At 73.6% G+C, this 17,660-nt stretch carries 14 protein-coding genes; 8 read left to right on the top strand and 6 right to left on the bottom strand.

Going from position 1 to position 17,660, the window contains the following annotated elements; genetic code table 11:
• Positions 1–100: 100 nt before the first annotated feature.
• From glnA (ABRQ22_RS07150) to ABRQ22_RS07140, 3 genes are all read left to right on the top strand, one after another.
• Entirely contained in the window at positions 101–1,525 is a 1,425-nt protein-coding gene (gene glnA / locus ABRQ22_RS07150; protein WP_353709046.1) for a type I glutamate--ammonia ligase, read from the top strand.
• A gap of 220 nt (positions 1,526–1,745) precedes the next feature.
• Entirely contained in the window at positions 1,746–2,132 is a 387-nt protein-coding gene (locus ABRQ22_RS07145) for a hypothetical protein (RefSeq protein ID WP_353709045.1), read from the top strand.
• Positions 2,133–2,331: 199 nt separating this feature from the next.
• On the top strand, positions 2,332–3,243 hold the full coding sequence (locus tag ABRQ22_RS07140) for a glycoside hydrolase family 19 protein (protein ID WP_353709044.1): 912 nt from the start codon (positions 2,332–2,334) through the stop codon (positions 3,241–3,243).
• A gap of 64 nt (positions 3,244–3,307) precedes the next feature.
• Here the strand turns inward: ABRQ22_RS07140 and ABRQ22_RS07135 are convergent, their stop codons facing one another.
• Complete coding sequence (locus ABRQ22_RS07135) at positions 3,308–5,014, bottom strand: NAD(P)/FAD-dependent oxidoreductase (protein WP_253050155.1); 1,707 nt, start codon at positions 5,012–5,014, stop codon at positions 3,308–3,310.
• Between the two features lie 124 nt (positions 5,015–5,138).
• The gene (locus tag ABRQ22_RS07130) at positions 5,139–6,734 is read right to left on the bottom strand and encodes an SLC13 family permease (RefSeq protein ID WP_253050157.1); all 1,596 of its coding nucleotides are present in this window, start codon (positions 6,732–6,734) and stop codon (positions 5,139–5,141) included.
• A gap of 87 nt (positions 6,735–6,821) precedes the next feature.
• Between ABRQ22_RS07130 and ABRQ22_RS07125 the strand changes: the two genes are divergently transcribed.
• Positions 6,822–7,463 (top strand): NAD(P)-binding domain-containing protein, encoded by a 642-nt coding sequence (locus ABRQ22_RS07125; protein ID WP_353709043.1) that lies wholly within the window; start codon positions 6,822–6,824, stop codon positions 7,461–7,463.
• A 51-nt stretch (positions 7,464–7,514) separates the two neighbouring features.
• Here ABRQ22_RS07125 and ABRQ22_RS07120 read toward each other — a convergent pair whose 3' ends face one another.
• Positions 7,515–10,658 (bottom strand): bifunctional [glutamine synthetase] adenylyltransferase/[glutamine synthetase]-adenylyl-L-tyrosine phosphorylase, encoded by a 3,144-nt coding sequence (locus ABRQ22_RS07120; protein ID WP_353709042.1) that lies wholly within the window; start codon positions 10,656–10,658, stop codon positions 7,515–7,517.
• Complete coding sequence (gene glnA, locus ABRQ22_RS07115) at positions 10,655–11,992, bottom strand: type I glutamate--ammonia ligase (RefSeq protein ID WP_253050163.1); 1,338 nt, start codon at positions 11,990–11,992, stop codon at positions 10,655–10,657. Before glnA (ABRQ22_RS07115) ends, ABRQ22_RS07120 begins: the two co-directional genes overlap by 4 nt.
• 117 nt (positions 11,993–12,109) lie before the next feature.
• Here glnA (ABRQ22_RS07115) and ABRQ22_RS07110 point away from each other — a divergent pair, with 117 nt between their 5' ends.
• Positions 12,110–13,813, top strand: coding sequence for an NAD+ synthase (locus ABRQ22_RS07110; protein WP_253050165.1), 1,704 nt, complete (start codon positions 12,110–12,112; stop codon positions 13,811–13,813).
• A gap of 58 nt (positions 13,814–13,871) precedes the next feature.
• Positions 13,872–14,720, top strand: a complete 849-nt coding sequence (gene panB / locus ABRQ22_RS07105; protein ID WP_253050167.1) for a 3-methyl-2-oxobutanoate hydroxymethyltransferase — start codon at positions 13,872–13,874, stop codon at positions 14,718–14,720.
• Positions 14,721–14,765: 45 nt separating this feature from the next.
• Here panB and ABRQ22_RS07100 read toward each other — a convergent pair whose 3' ends face one another.
• Positions 14,766–15,683 carry an N-acetylmuramoyl-L-alanine amidase gene (locus tag ABRQ22_RS07100; RefSeq protein ID WP_253050169.1) on the bottom strand — a complete coding sequence of 306 codons (918 nt, stop codon included), beginning with the start codon at positions 15,681–15,683 and terminating at the stop codon, positions 14,766–14,768.
• The gene (locus tag ABRQ22_RS07095) at positions 15,680–15,901 is read right to left on the bottom strand and encodes an SPOR domain-containing protein (protein ID WP_253050171.1); all 222 of its coding nucleotides are present in this window, start codon (positions 15,899–15,901) and stop codon (positions 15,680–15,682) included. Before ABRQ22_RS07095 ends, ABRQ22_RS07100 begins: the two co-directional genes overlap by 4 nt.
• A gap of 69 nt (positions 15,902–15,970) precedes the next feature.
• Here ABRQ22_RS07095 and map point away from each other — a divergent pair, with 69 nt between their 5' ends.
• Positions 15,971–16,882 (top strand): type I methionyl aminopeptidase, encoded by a 912-nt coding sequence (gene map / locus ABRQ22_RS07090; protein WP_353709041.1) that lies wholly within the window; start codon positions 15,971–15,973, stop codon positions 16,880–16,882.
• Positions 16,879–17,655, top strand: coding sequence for a polyphosphate--glucose phosphotransferase (gene ppgK / locus ABRQ22_RS07085; RefSeq protein ID WP_353709040.1), 777 nt, complete (start codon positions 16,879–16,881; stop codon positions 17,653–17,655). Before map ends, ppgK begins: the two co-directional genes overlap by 4 nt.
• Positions 17,656–17,660: the final 5 nt, after the last annotated feature.

Raw genomic sequence — 17,660 nt, 5'->3', positions numbered from 1 at the left:
TACACGGCGGGGAAACCGCCTCGGCCTAGGTTCGTGGGCGCCACGTCAGCGGCAGGTTCGCCGCGCAGCCCGACGGCACCACCCGATCAAGGAGCAACGGATGTTCAACAACGCGGAGGAGGCAATCGCCTTCACGCGGAACGAGGGCGTCGAGTTCGTCGACGTCCGGTTCTGCGACCTGCCCGGCATCATGCAGCACTTCAACATCCCCGTCTCGCAGTTCGACGAGAAGGCGTTCGAGGACGGCCTGATGTTCGACGGGTCGTCGATCCGCGGCTTCCAGGCGATCCACGAGTCGGACATGAAGCTCGTGCCGGACGTCAAGACCGCGTTCGTGGACCCGTTCCGCAAGCGCAAGACGCTCGTCGTGAACTTCTCCATCGTCGACCCGTTCACGGGCGAGCCGTACTCGCGCGACCCCCGCAACATCGCGGCCAAGGCCGAGGCGTACCTGCGCTCCACCGGCATCGCCGACACCGCGTTCTTCGCGCCCGAGGCCGAGTTCTACCTCTTCGACGAGGCGCGGTTCGCGACGAACCAGCACTCCAGCTTCTACTACCTCGACTCCATCGAGGCGGCGTGGAACACGGGCCGTGAGGAGGAGGGTGGCAACCTCGCGTACAAGACGCGCTACAAGGGCGGCTACTTCCCCGTCTCCCCGTCCGACCGCTTCGCGGACCTGCGCGACGACATGTGCGCCACGCTGGAGCAGGTCGGCCTCGAGGTCGAGCGCGCGCACCACGAGGTGGGCACCGCGGGCCAGCAGGAGATCAACTACCGCTTCAACACGCTGCTGCACGCGGCCGACGACCTGATGAAGTTCAAGTACGTCATCCGCAACGAGGCGTTCGAGGCCGGCAAGTCCGTCACGTTCATGCCGAAGCCGATCTTCGGCGACAACGGCTCGGGCATGCACTCCCACCAGTCCCTCTGGAAGGACGGCAAGCCGCTGTTCTTCGACGAGAAGGGCTACGGCGGTCTCTCCGACATCGCGCGCTGGTACATCGGCGGCCTGCTCAAGCACGCCCCGTCGCTGCTCGCGTTCACCAACCCGTCGGTGAACTCCTACCACCGCCTGGTCCCCGGTTACGAGGCCCCGGTCAACCTGGTCTACTCGGCCCGCAACCGCTCCGCGTGCATCCGCATCCCGGTGACCGGCTCCTCCGCCGCCGCCAAGCGCGTCGAGTTCCGCGTGCCGGACCCGTCGGCCAACCCGTACCTCGCGTTCGCCGCGCAGCTCCTCGCCGGCATCGACGGCATCAAGAACCGCATCGAGCCGCCGGAGCCGATCGACAAGGACCTCTACGAGCTGCCGCCCGAGGAGCACGCGCAGATCCAGCAGGTCCCCGCGTCCCTCGGCGAGGCGCTCGACGCGCTCGAGGCCGACCAGGAGTACCTCACGGAGGGTGGCGTCTTCACGCCGGACCTCATCCAGACGTGGATCGACTACAAGCGCGCCAACGAGATCGACCCGATCCGCCTGCGCCCGCACCCCCACGAGTTCGAGCTCTACTACGACATCTGACCAGTTCTCTGCGTCTGACCTGCGTCGACGCGAGCGGGACGATGCTCTGGTCCGCAGAGTCCGCACGAGCCGCCAGCACCCTACCGGCGGCGGCTCGTGCGGACTCTGTCGTCTCCTGCCGCCGGTCGGCGCAGGGATGGTCGTGGACGAGGTCGCTGCCGCGAGGGTGAATTCTGGCGCTCGCCTTGCCAGAGAGCGCTTACCGCCGAGACTGGTACTCATGAGGCTGGACTGGGGACGGTCGGAGGACGGCAGCTATCAGGCGAGCGCGCGCGAGGGGCAGTACCGCATCGTGCCCCGCGGGGACGAGTGGTGCCTGGAGAAGCCGTACCCCACCGCGGGACGGATCGGCGGTTTCACGACGCCGGCCGAGGCGATGGCGTGGGGACAGGACCTGCACCACGCCGCGATGGGCCCTCGCGTGCGGACACCACAGCCCTCATGGCCCACGGTCGAGGAGTTCGCGGAGATCGTCGACGTACACCCCACCGCCCTCAGAAGGTGGCTCGCCGCCCACGACGTCGGCGCGCCCAGCCGACGACGACGCCTCGACCCGACCACCCAGCAGCGCATCCGGGCGTTCTACGGGACGCACGCCCACCGGTAGGCCGTGCTCTCGCTCGCTGGTGGCGCGCCGCGGGCACCCCGATCTCGGCACGGCCCCGCGTGCGCCGGCGCTCCTCCCCGCCGCCGTGGGCTCGACCGCCGGGCGCGGGTGTCCCGGACGTCTTGCTTGTCGTGGTGCCCCCGCGCGCGCTAGGTTTGTGAGCGGCGGTAACGATGCCGCCCACAGAGCAGGGGGATTCATGAGCACACGCTTCCGGCGCGCCTTCACGGCCGTCGCGTCCGCGCTGGTGTCGACCGTCGTGGTGGGGTCGCTCGCCGCTCCGGCGAGCGCGTCCGCGGCGCCCGCGACCGCCGACCCGTCCGCGAGCGCCGCCACGTGCGCCGCGACGTGGTCGGCCACGACGGCGTACTCGGGCGGCCAGACGGCGTCGCACCACGGGCGGAACTGGACGGCTCGCTGGTGGACGCAGCGCGAGACGCCGGGGTCGACGAGCGTCTGGGTGGATGCCGGCCGGTGCGTCGGGGGTGGGGACGACTTCGTCGTGAGCCGCGCGGAGTTCGACGCGATCTTCCCGAACCGGCACCCGTTCTACACGTACGACGGGTTCGTCGACGCGCTGGGCGCCTACCCCGCGTTCGCGAGCACGGGCACGCCCGAGACGCGGACGCGCGAGGTCGCCGCGTTCCTCACGCACGCGGACTTCGAGTCGGTCGGGCTGCGGTACGTGAAGGAGATCAACGAGGCCAACTACTGGATCAAGTGCGACGACGAGCAGCCGTTCGGCTGCCCCGCCGGCCAGACGGCGTACTACGGCCGCGGGCCGATCATGTTCAGCTGGAACTTCAACTACAAGGCCGCGGGCGACGCGCTCGGGATCGACCTGCTGAACGACCCGTGGCTCGTCGAGGAGGACCCGTCCGTCGCCTGGCAGACGGCGCTCTGGTACTGGAACACGCAGAACGGCCCCGGGGTGATGACGTCGCACCAGGCGATGGTCTCGGGTGCCGGGTTCGGCCAGACGATCAACTCGCTCAACGGTGCGCTCGAGTGCGACGGCGGCAACCCGGCGTCCGTGCAGTCCCGGGTGGACCGGTACGTGCGCATCACCGAGGTCCTGGGCGTCGCCCCGGGCTCGGGTCTGTACTGCTGACCGGGTCGTCCCGCGGGCAGCGAGGCGGGTGCGGTGCGCGCAGGGGGCGCACCGCACCCGCCTGTCAGCCTGCGGCAGGGACTGCGGCGGTCTCCGCGGCGGTCGCGGGCACGTGGACCGTCGGCAGCCCGGAGCCCGGGCGGAACCCGGCGTACTGCTCGGCCGCGGCCCGCGCGCACGCGTCCTGGTAGGCGGGTCCCCCGCCCAGGTACACCGCCATCTCCGCGCGCTTGCCGGGGACGTTGCCGCCGACGAACCAGGCGCCGGCCTTCTTGCCCTCCTCGTACATGACCGTGGCCCGGGCCGCGCGCTCGGTCTCCTCGTACCACCACTCCTCGGCCTCGCGCGTCGCCTCGAGCTGCGCGACGCCGTTCTCCCGCGCGTAGGCCAGCGCGCGCTGGAGCCACTGCGCGCCGCGCTGGACCGGCACGGTGAGGTTGGACAGCGGCGTCTGCGGCCCGAGCGACAGGAAGAGGTTGGGGAACCCGTGGACGGAGATCCCCAGGTACGTCCGCAGGCCGTCGCGCTCCCACCGCTCGCGCAGCGTGACGCCCTCGCGACCGACGACGTCGAACGCGGTGAGCGCCCCGGTCATGGCGTCGAAGCCCGTCGCGAGCACGAGCACGTCGAGGTCGTGCTCGGCCTCCTCCGTCCCGTCCTCGGAGGCGACGACGACGCCGCGCGGCGTGACTCGCGCAATCGGGTTCGCGAGGACGTCGACGAGCTCGACGTTCTCCCGGTTGTACGCGGCGTAGTAGCCGTGCCCGGTGGGCGGGCGCTTGCCCATGAACGTGTAGGTGGAGGGGCTGAGCGCCTCGGCGGTCCGGGGGTCGGTGACGATCTCGCGGATCTTGCCGCGGAGGAAGTCGGACGCGAGCGCGCTCGCCTCGGGGCTGGAGACCAGGTCCGTGAAGCACTCGTTGGCGAACCGGAAGCCCCCGGCCTCCCACCGTGACTCGAACACCCGGCGGCGCTCGTCGTCGTCCACCTCGAGCGCCGACCGCGTCGGGATCTCCATCGGCACGCCGAACGGGTGCTGGGCCGCGCGCTCGAAGACGGCGTCGTAGTCCGCCCGCAGCGCGGCGAGCTCGTCGGCGGTCACCGCGGGGCTCGTCGTCTCCAGGACGTAGTTCGGGGTGCGCTGGAAGACCGTGACGTGGGCCGCCTGCGCGGCGAGCTCCGGGAGCATCTGGATCCCGGACGCGCCGACGCCGATCAGCCCGACGCGCTTGCCGGACAGGTCCACCCCCTCGTGCGGCCACCTCGCCGAGTGGTACGCAGGCCCGGCGAAGGTGTCCAGCCCGGGGAGGTCGGGGTACACGGGGCGGGAGAGCAGCCCGGTCGCCGACACGAGATAGGTGGCCCGCAGCGTCGACCCGTCGGCGAGGGTGAGCGTCCACAGGTTCGTGGCGTCCGAGTGCTCCGCCCGCTCGACGGCCGTGCTCAGCCGGATGTCGCGCCGCAGGTCGAGCCGGTCGGCGACGAACTCCAGGTAGGCGCGGATCTCCTCGCCGCGCGGGTAGCGCTCGCTCCAGTCCCACTCGTCCCGCACCTCGCGGGAGAACGAGAAGGCGTACGCGAGGTACTCCGAGTCGGTGCGCACGCCCGGGTAGCGGTTGGCCCACCACGTCCCGCCGACTCCCGCGGCGGCGTCGACCACGAGGACGGAGAGCCCGACCTCCCGGAGATGGTGGAGCATCGCCAGCCCCGAGAAACCCGCCCCGATCACGACCGCGTCGTACGTCCCGCCGCCGCTCGCCACATCGTCCATGCACCGCTCCCCTGTCTCAGGTCCGTCCGGACGCCGCAGGGGCGGACGGCCCCGCGCGACGCGGTATACCGTCCCACGCGCGGCGGCTTCCTGCCACGGCACGCCGGCCGTGCCGTGAATCGCGTCAGAACGGCCAGACGAGCGGCACGTAGAGGACCGCGGCGGCGAGGAACACGACCGCGAGGGGCAGGCCCAGGCGCCAGTAGTCGCCGAACCGGTAGCCGCCCGGCTGCAGGACCATGAGGTTGACCGGCGTGGCGATCGGGGTCAGGAACGCCGCGGCGCCCGCGACCGTGAGCGCCATCATGAACGGCTGCACGCTCACCCCGAGCGTCTGCGCGAACGACACCGCGACCGGCGCCATCACGAGGACCGTCGCGACGTTCGAGATGAACTGGCCGAGCACGAGGGTGAGCACGCACACGACGAGCAGCGCGAGGTGCGGGGAGCCGCCGCCGGTGAGCCGGAGCACGACGTCCGCGATCGCGTCGGCCGCGCCCGAGGAGACGAACGCCGCGGACAGCGGGATGAGGGCCGCGATGAGCACGACGGTGTCCCACGAGATCGCGCGGAACGACTGCGGCACGGTGACGACCCGCAGGAGCACGAGGGCGCCCGCCGCGAGCAGGCCCACGATGACCGGCGGCACGACCCCGGTCGCGAGCAGCACGATCGTCGCGACCAGCACCCCGAGGCAGCGCCGCCAGCCGCGTCCGAGCGGGACGCCGCGCTGCAGGCTGCGCGGGGAGTCGACGGCGATGACGTCGGGCGACTGGGTGTACCGGTGGAGCGCGTCCCACGGCCCGCGCACGAGCACGGCGTCGCCGGGCTGGAGGATCATCGGACCCGAGGGGGCCTCGGACTCGGGGCCCGTGGTGCTGCCGTCACCGCGGCGGATGGCGAGCACGACGAGGCCCTCGTCCCGCGTCGTCATGCCGGGGCTCACCCGGCGCCCCACGAGCGTGGAGCGGGGCGCGATGAGCACCTCGACGACCCCTGTGCCGCCCGTGAACAGGCGACCCGTGTCCAGGTCCGCGGGGTAGCTCTCGCGCCACGAGCGCACCCGCTCGCGCGGGTCGGTGGCCGTGTCGGCGAGGTGCTCGGGGACACGCTCCGGCAGCAGCCGGTCGCCGAGCGTCACGACGAGCACGGCCGTGGCGAGAACGAGCGGGATCCCCACCAGCGCGAACTCGAAGTAGCCGAACTCCTGACCGCCCGCCTCGGCCGCCGCCTCGGACACGATGATGTTCACGGGCGTGCCGGTCAGCGTCAGGAGCGATCCGGCGCCCGCGGCGAACGCGAGCGGGACGAGCATGCGCGAGGGGACGATGCCGGCCCGCGCGGCGGCCACGACCGCGACCGGGAGCAGCGCCGCGACGGCGCCGTTGATGCTGATGACGGCCGCGAGCAGGGCGGCGACCCCGACCATCAGCGCGAGCAGCCCGGCGCGGCCGAGGGACGCACGCCGCTCGAGCCACTGCCCGATCCACGCGGTGATCCCCGTGGAGTCCAGCGCGTCGCTGAGCACGAACAGGGTCGCGATGAACAGGACGATCGGGTCGCTGAAGCCACCCAGCGCGGCGTCCAGCGGCAGCACCCCCGTCGCCCAGAGCGCGACGGGCACGAAGAGCGCGACGACCACGAGCGGGAGCCGGTTCGTCATGAAGCCGACGACCGCCAACGCGAGGATCACGAACGTCGCGACCAGCGGATCGATCATGGGCACCCCCTGGGACGGAAGGATGCCACACGACCCCGTCCGGGAGGTCACCGGAATAGCGGGCGCGCCGGTGCGTTGTCGATGACCATGACGACTCTCGGGATCATCGGCGCAGGCAACATCGGCTCTCAGGTCGCCCGGGCGGCGATCGCCCACGGCTACGACGTGGTCATCGCGAACTCGCGGGACCCCCGGACCCTCGACGACCTCGTGGCCGAGCTCGGCCCGCGGGCGCGGTCGGCGACGGCGGAGGACGCCGCGCGGGCCGCGGACGTCGCCGTCGTGGCGGTGCCCTTCGGGGCGTACCGCAAGGTCCCGGTCGAGCCGCTCGACGGGAAGATCGTGCTCGACGCGAACAACTACTACTGGGAGCGCGACGGCCACGTCGAGGCGCTCGACCGCGGCGAGGCCACGTCGTCGGGCCTGCTCCAGGAGCACCTGGCGGGGTCCAAGGTGGCCAAGGCGTTCAACCACATCCGGTCGACGGACATCACGACCGACGGGACCCCCGCAGGCACCCCCGGACGCCGCGCCCTGGCGACCGCGAGCGACTTCCCGGAGGCGGCGGACTGGGTCGCGAGCTTCTACGACGAGCTCGGCTTCGACACCGTCGACACGAGCCCGCTCGCGGAGTCGTGGCGGGTGGAGCGGGACCGGCCGGCCTACGTCGCGCGCCAGGACGCCGACGAGCTGCGCGAGAACCTCGCCCGCGCTCCCCGCACGATCTGATCGCGCGCGACGGGCAGCCCGGGCCGAGCTCGTCCGTCGCGCGGCGCCGGCTCAGTCCTCGCCGTAGAAGACGCGCTCCATGACGGTCCGGGCGCGCCGCGCGGTGCGCAGGAAGTGCTCCTCGAGCTCCGCGCCCGTGTCGACGTCCGGCAGGTCGAGCACGCGCGCGAGCCCGGTGAGCGCGAACCGGTCGTGCGGCAGCACGTCCACGGTCGTGCCGGTCGTCCGGCCCGACCACAGCACGAGCGCGCTGCGCAGCCGGGACGCGAGGTGCCAGGCCTCGCCGAGGACCGCGGCGTCGTCCGCCTCGACGAGCCCGGCCGTCACGGCGGCCTCGAGCGCGTCGACGGTCGACGTGGTGCGCAGCCCGGCCACGTCGTGGGCGTGCTGGAGCTGGAGGAGCTGGACGGTCCACTCGACGTCCGACACTCCCCCGCGGCCGAGCTTGAGGTGGCGCGAGGCCTCGACGCCTCGCGGGAGCCGCTCGGACTCGACGCGCGCCTTGATGCGCCGCACCTCGCGCACCTCCGCGACGTCGAGCCCGCCCTGCGGGTAGCGGCGGCCGTCGACGACGTGGGTGAGCTCCGCGCCGAGCCCGTCGAGGTCGCCCGCGACCGGGCGCGCACGCAGCAGCGCCTGCGCCTCCCAGACGCTCGACCACCGCTCGTAGTACTCGGCGTACGACGCGAGCGAACGCACGAGCGGGCCGTTGCGCCCCTCGGGCCGCAGGTCGGCGTCGACCGGGAGCGCGGGCTCCGGTCCGACGGCGGACAGGAGCTGGCGCAGCCGCGTCGCGACGGCGAGCGCGTACGCCTGGGCGTCGCTGCTCTGGACGCCGGGCCGCGGGTCGTGCACGAACATCACGTCGGCGTCCGAGCCGTAGCCCATCTCGCGCCCGCCGAGGCGTCCCATCGCGACGACGAGCAGGCGAGCCGGGGCGGACCCGGGGTCCTGGGCGTCGTACCCGAGCTCGCCGCGCGCGACGAACTCGGCGATCCGGAGCGCGCCCGCGAGCACGACGTCCGCGGCGTCGGAGATGCTCCGGGCCGCGTCGACCGCGTCGACGACTCCCAGCAGCTCGGCGGCGCCGGTCCGCGCGAGCTCACGCCGGCGCACCGCGCGCAGGCTCACCGTCGCGGGCTCGACCTCGTCGGCGCGCGTGAGGATCGCGTCGGTCTCGGCCGTGAGCCGCTGGATGCCGCGCGGCGCGAGGTCGGCGTCGTCCGCGAGCCACCGGACGGACTCGGGCGACCGGGCGAGCGCGTCGGCCATGTAGCGCGAGTTCGAGAGCAGGTGCGCGAGCCGCTGCGCCGCGGAGCCGGAGTCGCGCAGCAGCTTGAGGTACCAGTGGGTCGCGCCGAGCGTCTCGGAGAGCGTGCGGAACGCGAGCAGGCCCGCGTCGGGGTCCGCGCCCTCGGCGAACCAGCCGAGCATGACGGGCAGGAGCTGGCGCTGGATCGCCGCACGTCGGCTCACGCCCTCGGTGAGCGCCGTGACGTGGCGCATCGCGCCCGCGGGGTCGCGGTAGCCGATCGCCGCGAAGCGCGCCTTCGCCGCCTCCGGGGCGAGGCTCACCTCGTCCGGGGAGAGCTGCGCGACGGCGGGCAGGAGCGGGCGGTAGAAGATCTCCTCGTGCAGGCCCCGCACCTCGCGGCGCGTCGCGCGCCAGCGCTCGGTGAGGCCCTCGGCGCCCTCGGCGCGCATCCCGAGCGACCGCGCGAGACGGCGCAGCTCGTCCTCGGCGGTCGGCACGAGGTGGGTGCGCCGGAGCCGGTAGAGCTGGATGCGGTGCTCGAGCGAGCGCAGGAACCGGTAGCAGACCCCGAGCCGGGCCGCGTGCTCGCGGCCGACGTACCCGGCGGCGGCGAGCTCGGCGAGCGCCGTGAGCGTGCCCCGGCTGCGGATCGACTCGTCCGACCGCCCGTGCACGAGCTGCAGGAGCTGGACGGTGAACTCGACGTCGCGCAGCCCGCCCTTGCCGAGCTTGAGCTGACGGTCGGCCTCGGCCGCGGGCACGTGGTCCTCGACGCGCCGGCGCATCGCCTGCGAGTCCTCGACGAAGTTCTCCCGACCCGCCGCCGACCACACGAACGGCGCGATCGCCTCCTCGTACGCGCGCCCCAGGTCCCGGTCCCCTGCGACCGTGCGCGCCTTGAGCAGCGCCTGGAACTCCCAGGTCTTGGCCCACCGCTCGTAGTACGCGACGTGGCTCGCGAGCGTGCGCACGAGCGGGCCCTGCTTGCCCTCGGGACGCAGCGCGGCATCGACCTGCCACAGGGCGGGCTCCCCCGAGGTGCCCCAGCACACGCGCGCGAGACTCGTCGCGAGCCGGGCCCCCACCGTCGTCGCGTACGCCTCGTCGTGCCCCTCGGCGGGCTCGACGACGTAGACGACGTCCACGTCGGAGATGTAGTTGAGCTCGCGCGCCCCGCACTTGCCCATGCCGATGACCGCGAGCCGCACGCCCGCACCGTGGTCGTCGAGCTCCGCGCGGGCGATCGCGAGCGCGCCCTCGAGCGCCGCCGCGGCCAGGTCCGCGAGCGCCGCCCCGACGGCAGGCATGCGCGTGAGCGGGTCGGGCACGGTGAGGTCGGTGGCGGCGATGCGCAGGATCCGCTCGCGATAGGCGCGGCGCAGCGCGTCCACCCGCTCCGGTCCGGGCTGGTCGGCGACGGGCACCGCCGCGTCCGGGTCGGCGCCCGCCGCGCGCAGGAGCTCGGCCCGCACGTCGCGCGCGTCCACCCCGGTCCCGGGGGTCGGGTCCGCGAGGATCTCGAGCAGCGCGGGACGACGCACGACGTCGTCACCGAGCGCGACCGAGGCGCCGAGCACCGCGAGCAGGCGGTCACGTGCCTCGCCGGGCCGCAGGGTGCGCCGGGCGAGGTCCGCGAGCGGCGAGCGCTCCTCGACGTCGGGCCGCAGCGCGCCGGCCAGCCGCACGACCTGCAGGAGCGCGAGGTCCGGGTCGGCTGCCCCGCCGAAGGCGGCGAGCAGCTCGTCGTCCACCGCGGACGCCGGCTCCTCCGTCTCCCCGTCCGCTCCCGGCGGTCGTCCGCCGTCGAGCAGGAGCGCGAGGTCCGGGTCCGCGAGCAGGCCCGCCGAGCGCGAGATGTCGGCGAAGCCGATGCGCGCGAGGCGCCCCGTGAGCGTCGGCCGGCGGGAACCGCCGGACCGGCCCGACGTCGTCGCGCTCACAGGACCTGGAGGAACCGCTTCAGCTCGAACGGCGTGACCTGCGCGCGGTAGCCGTCCCACTCCTGCCGCTTGTTGCGCAGCACGAAGTCGAAGACGTGCTCGCCCAGCGTCTCCGCCACGAGCTCCGACCTCTCCATGACCGCGATGGCCTCGTCGAGGGACTGCGGGAGCGGCTTGATGCCCAGGGCACGACGCTCGGCGTCGGTGAGCTCCCACACGTCGTCCTCGGTCTCCTCGGGCAGCTCGTAGCCCTCCTCGATGCCCTTGAGACCGGCGGCGAGCATGACGGCGAACGCGAGGTACGGGTTGGTGGCCGAGTCGAGCGCACGGTACTCGACGCGGCTCGAGTTGCCCTTGCCGGGCTTGTACATCGGCACGCGCACGAGCGCGGAGCGGTTGTTGTGGCCCCAGCACACGTAGCTCGGCGCCTCGGCTCCGCCCCACAGGCGCTTGTACGAGTTGACGTACTGGTTGGTGATCGCGGTGATCTCCGCCGCGTGGACCAGGAGCCCCGCGATGAACTGGCGCGCCGTCTTGGACAGCTCGAACTGGGCGCCGGGCTCGTGGAACGCGTTGCGGTCGCCCTCGAAGAGCGACAGGTGCGTGTGCATGCCGGAGCCGGGGTGCTCGGCCATCGGCTTGGGCATGAACGACGCGAACACGCCCTGCTCGAGCGCGACCTCCTTGACGACCGTCCGGAACGTCATGAGGTTGTCCGCCGTGGTGAGGGCGTCGGCGTAGCGCAGGTCGATCTCGTTCTGGCCGGGCCCCGCCTCGTGGTGGGAGAACTCGACCGAGATGCCCATGGACTCGAGCATCGTGATCGCGGCGCGGCGGAAGTCGTGCGTCGATCCCCGCGCGAGGTGGTCGAAGTACCCGCCCTGGTCGACCGGCACGAGGCCGTGCTCGGCGTCGGCGGGCTGGTTGAACAGGTAGAACTCGACCTCGGGGTGCGTGTAGAACGTGAACCCCTTGTCGCTCGCCTTGGCGAGGGCGCGCTTGAGCACGTTCCGGCTGTCCGCGAGGGACGGCTCGCCGTCCGGCGTGAGGATGTCGCAGAACATGCGCGCGGTGCCGTGCCGCTCGCCGCGCCACGGGAGCACCTGGAACGTCGTCGGGTCCGGCTTGGCGATCATGTCGGCCTCGTACACGCGCGTCAGGCCCTCGATCGAGCTGCCGTCGAACCCGATGCCCTCGGCGAACGCCGACTCGAGCTCCGCCGGCGCGATCGCCACCGACTTGAGCATGCCCAGCACGTCGGTGAACCAGAGCCGGATGAAGCGGATGTCGCGCTCCTCGACCGTGCGGAGCACGAACTCCTGCTGCCTGTCCATGCGGTACATCCTGCCTGATCCGTGTGACGAACGGGTGACACGCACGTGTGGCGGACGTCGCGCCGTCGCACGACCCCGCGGACGGGCCGCGCGCCCGGGCTCGTCTAGGCTGGCGGCATGGCTGATCTGCGCGTCGCGCTGGCACAGGTCGACACGTGCGTGGGGGACCTCGACGGCAACGCCGCCCTCGTCCTCGCGCGCACCCGGGAGGCCGCGACGGCGGGCGCGCGGCTCGTCGCGTTCCCGGAGATGACCCTCACCGGCTACCCGATCGAGGATCTCGCCCTGCGCGCGTCGTTCCGCCGGGCGGCGTGGGACGCCGCCGCGGACATCGCGGCCCGGCTCGCCGCGGACGGGCTCGGCGGGATCACCGTGGTGCTCGGCACCGTCGGGACCTCCGGGGCGCCGCGCGGTGCGGGCGCGGCGGAGCGCGAGGCCTCGGGCTCGCCCGCGGACCTCCCGACGAACCGCGCGGTCGTGCTGCGCGACGGCGTCGTGCAGGCCGCGTACGACAAGCACCACCTGCCCAACTACGGCGTCTTCGACGAGTTCCGGATCTTCGCGCCGGGCGAGACGACGACGGTCGTCGAGGTCGAGGGCCGCCGCGTCGGCATCGCGATCTGCGAGGACATCTGGCAGGACGGCGGCCCGGTCGCCGAGATGGCGACGCTCGACGAGGCGGGGAACGGGCTCGACCTGCTGCTCGTGCTCAACGGCTCGCCGTACGAGGAGGGCAAGGGGCACGTCCGCACCGACCTGGCGGCGCGGCGCGCGCGCGAGGTGAGCGCCCCGGTCGCGTACGTCAACCTCGTGGGCGGCCAGGACGACCTCGTGTTCGACGGCGGCTCGTTCGTCACCGACGCCGCGGGAACGGTCGTCGCGACCTCGCCGCAGTTCGTCGAGGACCTGCTCGTGTGGGACCTGCCGGCCGACGGCGCCCCCCGCGGGCCGCGCGCCCCCGAGCTGCACCCCGACGAAGAGGTCTACCGGGCGTGCGTCACCGGGCTGGCGGGCTACGTCCGCAAGAACGGCTTCCGCTCGGTCGTCCTCGGCGTCTCGGGCGGGATCGACTCCGCCCTCACCGCGGCGATCGCCGCCGACGCGATCGGCGGCCAGAACGTCGTCGGCGTCTCCATGCCGTCGCGGTACTCGTCCGACCACAGCAAGGACGACGCCGCGGACCTCGCCAAGCGCCTCGGCGCCGACTACCGCGTCCAGCCCATCGCGCCGATGGTCGAGGCGTTCCAGGGCGAGCTCGCGCTCGACGGCGTCGCCGAGGAGAACCTCCAGGCGCGCGTGCGCGGGGTGATCCTCATGGCGATCTCCAACCGCGAGGGCCACCTCGTCATCGCACCGGGCAACAAGTCCGAGCTCGCGACGGGCTACGCGACGATCTACGACGCGGGCAGCATCGGCGGCTACGCGCCCCTCAAGGACGTCGACAAGTCGCGCGTCTGGCAGCTCGCGCGCTGGCGCAACAACGAGGCGGTCGACCGGGGCGAGATCCCGCCGATCCCCGAGTCGTCCATCACCAAGCCCCCGTCGGCGGAGCTCCGCCCCGGCCAGACCGACCAGGACTCGCTCCCGCCGTACGACCTGCTCGACGAGGTGCTCGACGCCTACATCGAGCACGCCGAGGGCCGCGCCGAGCTGCTCGCGCGCGGGTTCGACCCCGAGGTCGTCGACAAGGTCGTCACGCTCGTCGACCGCGCCGAGTGGAAGCGGCGCCAGTACCCGCCGGGCCCCAAGGTCACCGCCCTCGCGTTCGGCCGCGACCGTCGCCTGCCCATCACCAACCGCTGGCGCGAGCCGCTCGACTGACGGCGCCGGTCACCCCGCGCGCCGCCCGACCCGTACCCCGCACCCAGGAAAGGCCGTCATGTCTGCTCACACCGCCCCCGAGCCCGCCGCGACCGGCGGCACGGGACCGCGCCGCGTCCGCGTGCACCACCTCGCCGAGGCGAAGGCGCGCGGCGAGAAGATCACGATGCTCACCGCGTACGACGCCGTGACCGCGCGGATCTTCGACGACGCGGGGATCGACATGCTGCTGGTCGGCGACTCGATCGGCAACACGATGCACGGGCACGCGACGACGCTGCCCGTCACGGTCGACGACCTGATCCCGCCGGCCCGCGCCGTCGCGCGCGCCGCACGCCGCGCGTTCACGGTCGTCGACCTGCCGTTCGGGTCGTACGAGGCGAGCGCCGAGCAGGCGCTCGCGACGGGCGTGCGGTTCCTCAAGGAGACCGGCGTGAACGCGGTCAAGCTCGAGGGCGGGCGTCGCAGCGCCGCGCAGATCCGCGCCCTGACCGACGCCGGCATCCCCGTCGTGGGGCACCTCGGCTTCACGCCGCAGTCCGAGAACGCGCTCGGCGGGCCGCGGGTCCAGGGCCGGGGCGACGACGCCGCGGAGCGGCTCAGCGAGGACGCCCTCGCGGTGGCCGATGCGGGCGCCGTCGCCGTCGTGCTCGAGATGGTGCCGGTCGAGGTCGCCGCGCGGATCACCGAGATCCTGCGCATCCCGACGATCGGCATCGGCGCGGGCGCGGCGTGCGACGGCCAGGTGCTCGTCTGGACCGACATGGCGGGCATGACGGACTGGTCGCCACGCTTCGCCAAGCGGTACGCCGAGATCGGCGCCGCGCTCGGCCAGGCCGCGGCCGACTACGCCGCCGACGTGCGCGGCGGCACGTTCCCCGACGACGCGCACAGCTTCGCGCGCTGACCCACCGTGCTCCGGGCGGGGCGACGGCGGCGGGAACGACGGCGCTCAGCCGGCGTCCGCGCCGCCGTCGGCCGCCCACGCCACGAGCCCCGCGGCGAGAGCGTCGGCGTAGCGCTGGCGACCCTCCTCCGACTCCATGACCGCGGCCTCGTCGGGGTTGCGCATCTCCCCCAGCTCGAGCATGACCGCGGGGCGCTCGGCGTGGTTGAGCGTCGCGAGGTCGGCGCGCCGCTGGACGGGACCGTCGTCGGCCGCGACGGACGTCGACGGCGCGAAGCCGGCCTCGCCGAGCGCGGTGACGAGCTCGTGCGCGAGCGCGACGCTCGGCGCCCCCTGAGCCTCGTCGACCGGCGGGTCGGACACGATCGCGAAGAACCCGTGCGCGCTGCGGTCCTCCGTGCCGTTGGCGTGGACCGAGACGAGCACGTCGGCGTCGTTCTCCTGCGGGAAGCGGCCCCGCGCGTCGACGCAGGGGCCCACGCCCGCGTCGTCGGGCCGGGTGAGGACGACGACCGCGCCGAGCCCGGTGAGCCGCTCGGCGAGACGGCTGCTCACGTCCCACGTGAACGCGTGCTCCGGGTAGCCCGCGTCCGTGGACGCGCCCACGGTGTTGCAGGCCTTGGTACCGCCCCGCCCATCGGGCACGGGTGCGTTGACGGTGAGCGGGTTCGCCCCGTTGCCGCCGTTGTGCCCGGGGTCGACGGCGACCGTGAGCCCCGCGAGCGGGGGCGGCGGCTCGGTCGTCGCGGCCGTCGGGTCCGGGGAGGCGGTCGTCGGTCCGGGTGCCGGGGCCGAGGCGACCGCGTCGCCGGACGGGCGGACCGTCGTCGGACCTCCCCCGGAGCCGGCCCGGACCTGCAGCGCGACGAGGAACGTCAGCGCGCCGACCGCGAGCCCCGCGAGGAGCAGCCCGAGGCGCCCCGACCAGGCGCGCCGTGGGCCGGGTGGTGGCGCGTGGGTCACTCGCCGCGCTCGCGGCGCTCTTCCTCGTCCCAGGCGTCGGACCGCTCGCGGGCGGTCTCCAGCGCCCTCTCCGCGGCCTCGCGCGTCGGGTACGGGCCCATGCGGTGCGACCACGAGCCGCTCGGGCCGCGGTGCACCTCGCCCGTGCGGGTGTCGAAGTAGTACTCGTCCTCGGTCGCGGGCTCGCCGTCGTCGGTGAAGCGTGATCCGGTGCTCATGCTCCGATCCTCCCCCATCCCGGGCCGCCTGTCCGTCCGCGCCCCGCGCGCCTTCGTAGACTGGCCGCCATGAGCCCCACCCCGTCCCCCACTTCGTCCGACGCCGTCGCACCTCCCGGCCCGGCGCGCCGCGGCCCGCTCGTCCCGGGCGTCGTCGGACCGCTGCGCGCGGTGCCCGCGTCGATCGAGCGTCCCGAGTACGTCGGGCGGCCCGGCCCGCGGCCGTTCACCGGCAGCGAGGTCAACGACACCGAGACGATCGAGCGGATCCGCGCCGCGTCCCGGATCGCGGCGCAGGCGCTCGTCGAGGTCGGGCGCCACGTCGCCCCGGGCGTCACGACCGACGAGCTCGACCGCGTCGGGCACGAGTTCCTCCTCGACCACGGCGCCTACCCCTCGACCCTCGGGTATCGAGGGTTCCCCAAGTCGCTGTGCACGTCGCTCAACGAGGTCGTGTGCCACGGCATCCCCGACTCGACGGCGCTCGTCGAGGGCGACATCGTCAACGTCGACATCACCGCGTACGTCGGCGGCGTGCACGGCGACACCAACGCGACCTTCACCGTGGGCACGGTCGACGAGGAGTCCGCGCTGCTCGTCGAGCGCACGCGCGAGGCGCTCGCACGCGGCATCAAGGCCGTCGCTCCGGGACGCCAGATCAACGTGGTGGGGCGCGTCATCGAGCGCTACGCGGCCCGGTTCGGCTACGGGGTCGTGCGCGAGTACACCGGGCACGGCGTGGGGCGCGCCTTCCACTCGGGCCTCGTCGTGCCGCACTACGACGCCGCGCCCGACCACGCGACCGTCATCGAGCCCGGCATGGTCTTCACGATCGAGCCGATGCTCACGCTCGGCACGTCCGAGTGGCGGATGTGGGACGACGGGTGGACGGTAGTCACCGCGGACGCGTCGCGGACCGCGCAGTTCGAGCACACGCTGCTGGTGACCGACGACGGAGCGGAGATCCTCACACTGCCATGAACGCTCACCAGAACACCCACGACGCCCCCCGTACCGCCTTCGGCATCGACATCGGCGGCAGCGGCATCAAGGGCGCGCCGGTCGACCTGACCACCGGCGAGTTCGCGCAGGAGCGCCACCGCATCCCGACGCCCCAGCCCTCGACCCCGCAAGCCGTGGCCGAGGTGATCGCGGAGCTCGTGGGCGAGTACGACCTCCCGCAGGACGTGCCGATCGGCGTCGCCTTCCCGGCGCCGCTGCAGCACGGGGTGGTGCGCTTCATCGCGAACCTCGACCAGTCGTGGACCGGTGTCGACCTGCCCGCGCTCGTCGCGCGCGAGACCGGGCGCCACGTCGTCGCGGTCAACGACGCGGACGCCGCCGGAGTCGGCGAGGTGCGGTACGGCGCGGCGCGCGACGCGGACGGGGTCGTGCTCGTCGCGACGCTCGGCACCGGGATCGGCAGCGCGATCCTCGTCGAGGGCCACCTGCTCCCGAACACCGAGCTCGGGCATCTGGAGATCGACGGGTACGACGCCGAGACGCGCGCCTCGGACGCGGCGCGCGACCGCGAGGACCTGGACTGGGCGCAGTGGGCCGAGCGGCTGCAGCGCTACTTCGGCGTCGTGGAGGACCTGTTCTCGCCCGACCTCATCGTCGTGGGCGGCGGCGTGAGCAAGAAGCACGAGCACTTCCTCCCGCTGCTGCACCTGCGGGCGCCCATCGTCCCGGCGCAGCTCCGCAACGCGGCCGGCATCGTCGGCGCGGCGTCGCTCGCGGCGGACGCACGCTGACCGGC

Origin of the sequence: Cellulosimicrobium sp. ES-005, assembly GCF_040448685.1 — a bacterium.
GTDB lineage: Bacteria > Actinomycetota > Actinomycetes > Actinomycetales > Cellulomonadaceae > Cellulosimicrobium > Cellulosimicrobium cellulans_G.
Note: the sequence above shows the minus strand (reverse complement) of the source record. Positions and strands in the feature narration are given on the sequence as shown.

Coding starts and splice junctions, on each gene's coding strand:
- map (WP_353709041.1), top strand. CDS start 15,971: ATGAGCCCCACCCCGTCCCCCACTTCGTCCGACGCCGTCGCACCTCCC.
- ABRQ22_RS07145 (WP_353709045.1), top strand. CDS start 1,746: ATGAGGCTGGACTGGGGACGGTCGGAGGACGGCAGCTATCAGGCGAGC.
- ABRQ22_RS07110 (WP_253050165.1), top strand. CDS start 12,110: ATGGCTGATCTGCGCGTCGCGCTGGCACAGGTCGACACGTGCGTGGGG.
- ppgK (WP_353709040.1), top strand. CDS start 16,879: ATGAACGCTCACCAGAACACCCACGACGCCCCCCGTACCGCCTTCGGC.
- panB (WP_253050167.1), top strand. CDS start 13,872: ATGTCTGCTCACACCGCCCCCGAGCCCGCCGCGACCGGCGGCACGGGA.
- ABRQ22_RS07135 (WP_253050155.1), bottom strand. CDS start 5,014: ATGGACGATGTGGCGAGCGGCGGCGGGACGTACGACGCGGTCGTGATC.
- ABRQ22_RS07140 (WP_353709044.1), top strand. CDS start 2,332: ATGAGCACACGCTTCCGGCGCGCCTTCACGGCCGTCGCGTCCGCGCTG.
- ABRQ22_RS07095 (WP_253050171.1), bottom strand. CDS start 15,901: ATGAGCACCGGATCACGCTTCACCGACGACGGCGAGCCCGCGACCGAG.
- glnA (WP_253050163.1), bottom strand. CDS start 11,992: ATGGACAGGCAGCAGGAGTTCGTGCTCCGCACGGTCGAGGAGCGCGAC.
- ABRQ22_RS07130 (WP_253050157.1), bottom strand. CDS start 6,734: ATGATCGATCCGCTGGTCGCGACGTTCGTGATCCTCGCGTTGGCGGTC.
- ABRQ22_RS07125 (WP_353709043.1), top strand. CDS start 6,822: ATGACGACTCTCGGGATCATCGGCGCAGGCAACATCGGCTCTCAGGTC.
- glnA (WP_353709046.1), top strand. CDS start 101: ATGTTCAACAACGCGGAGGAGGCAATCGCCTTCACGCGGAACGAGGGC.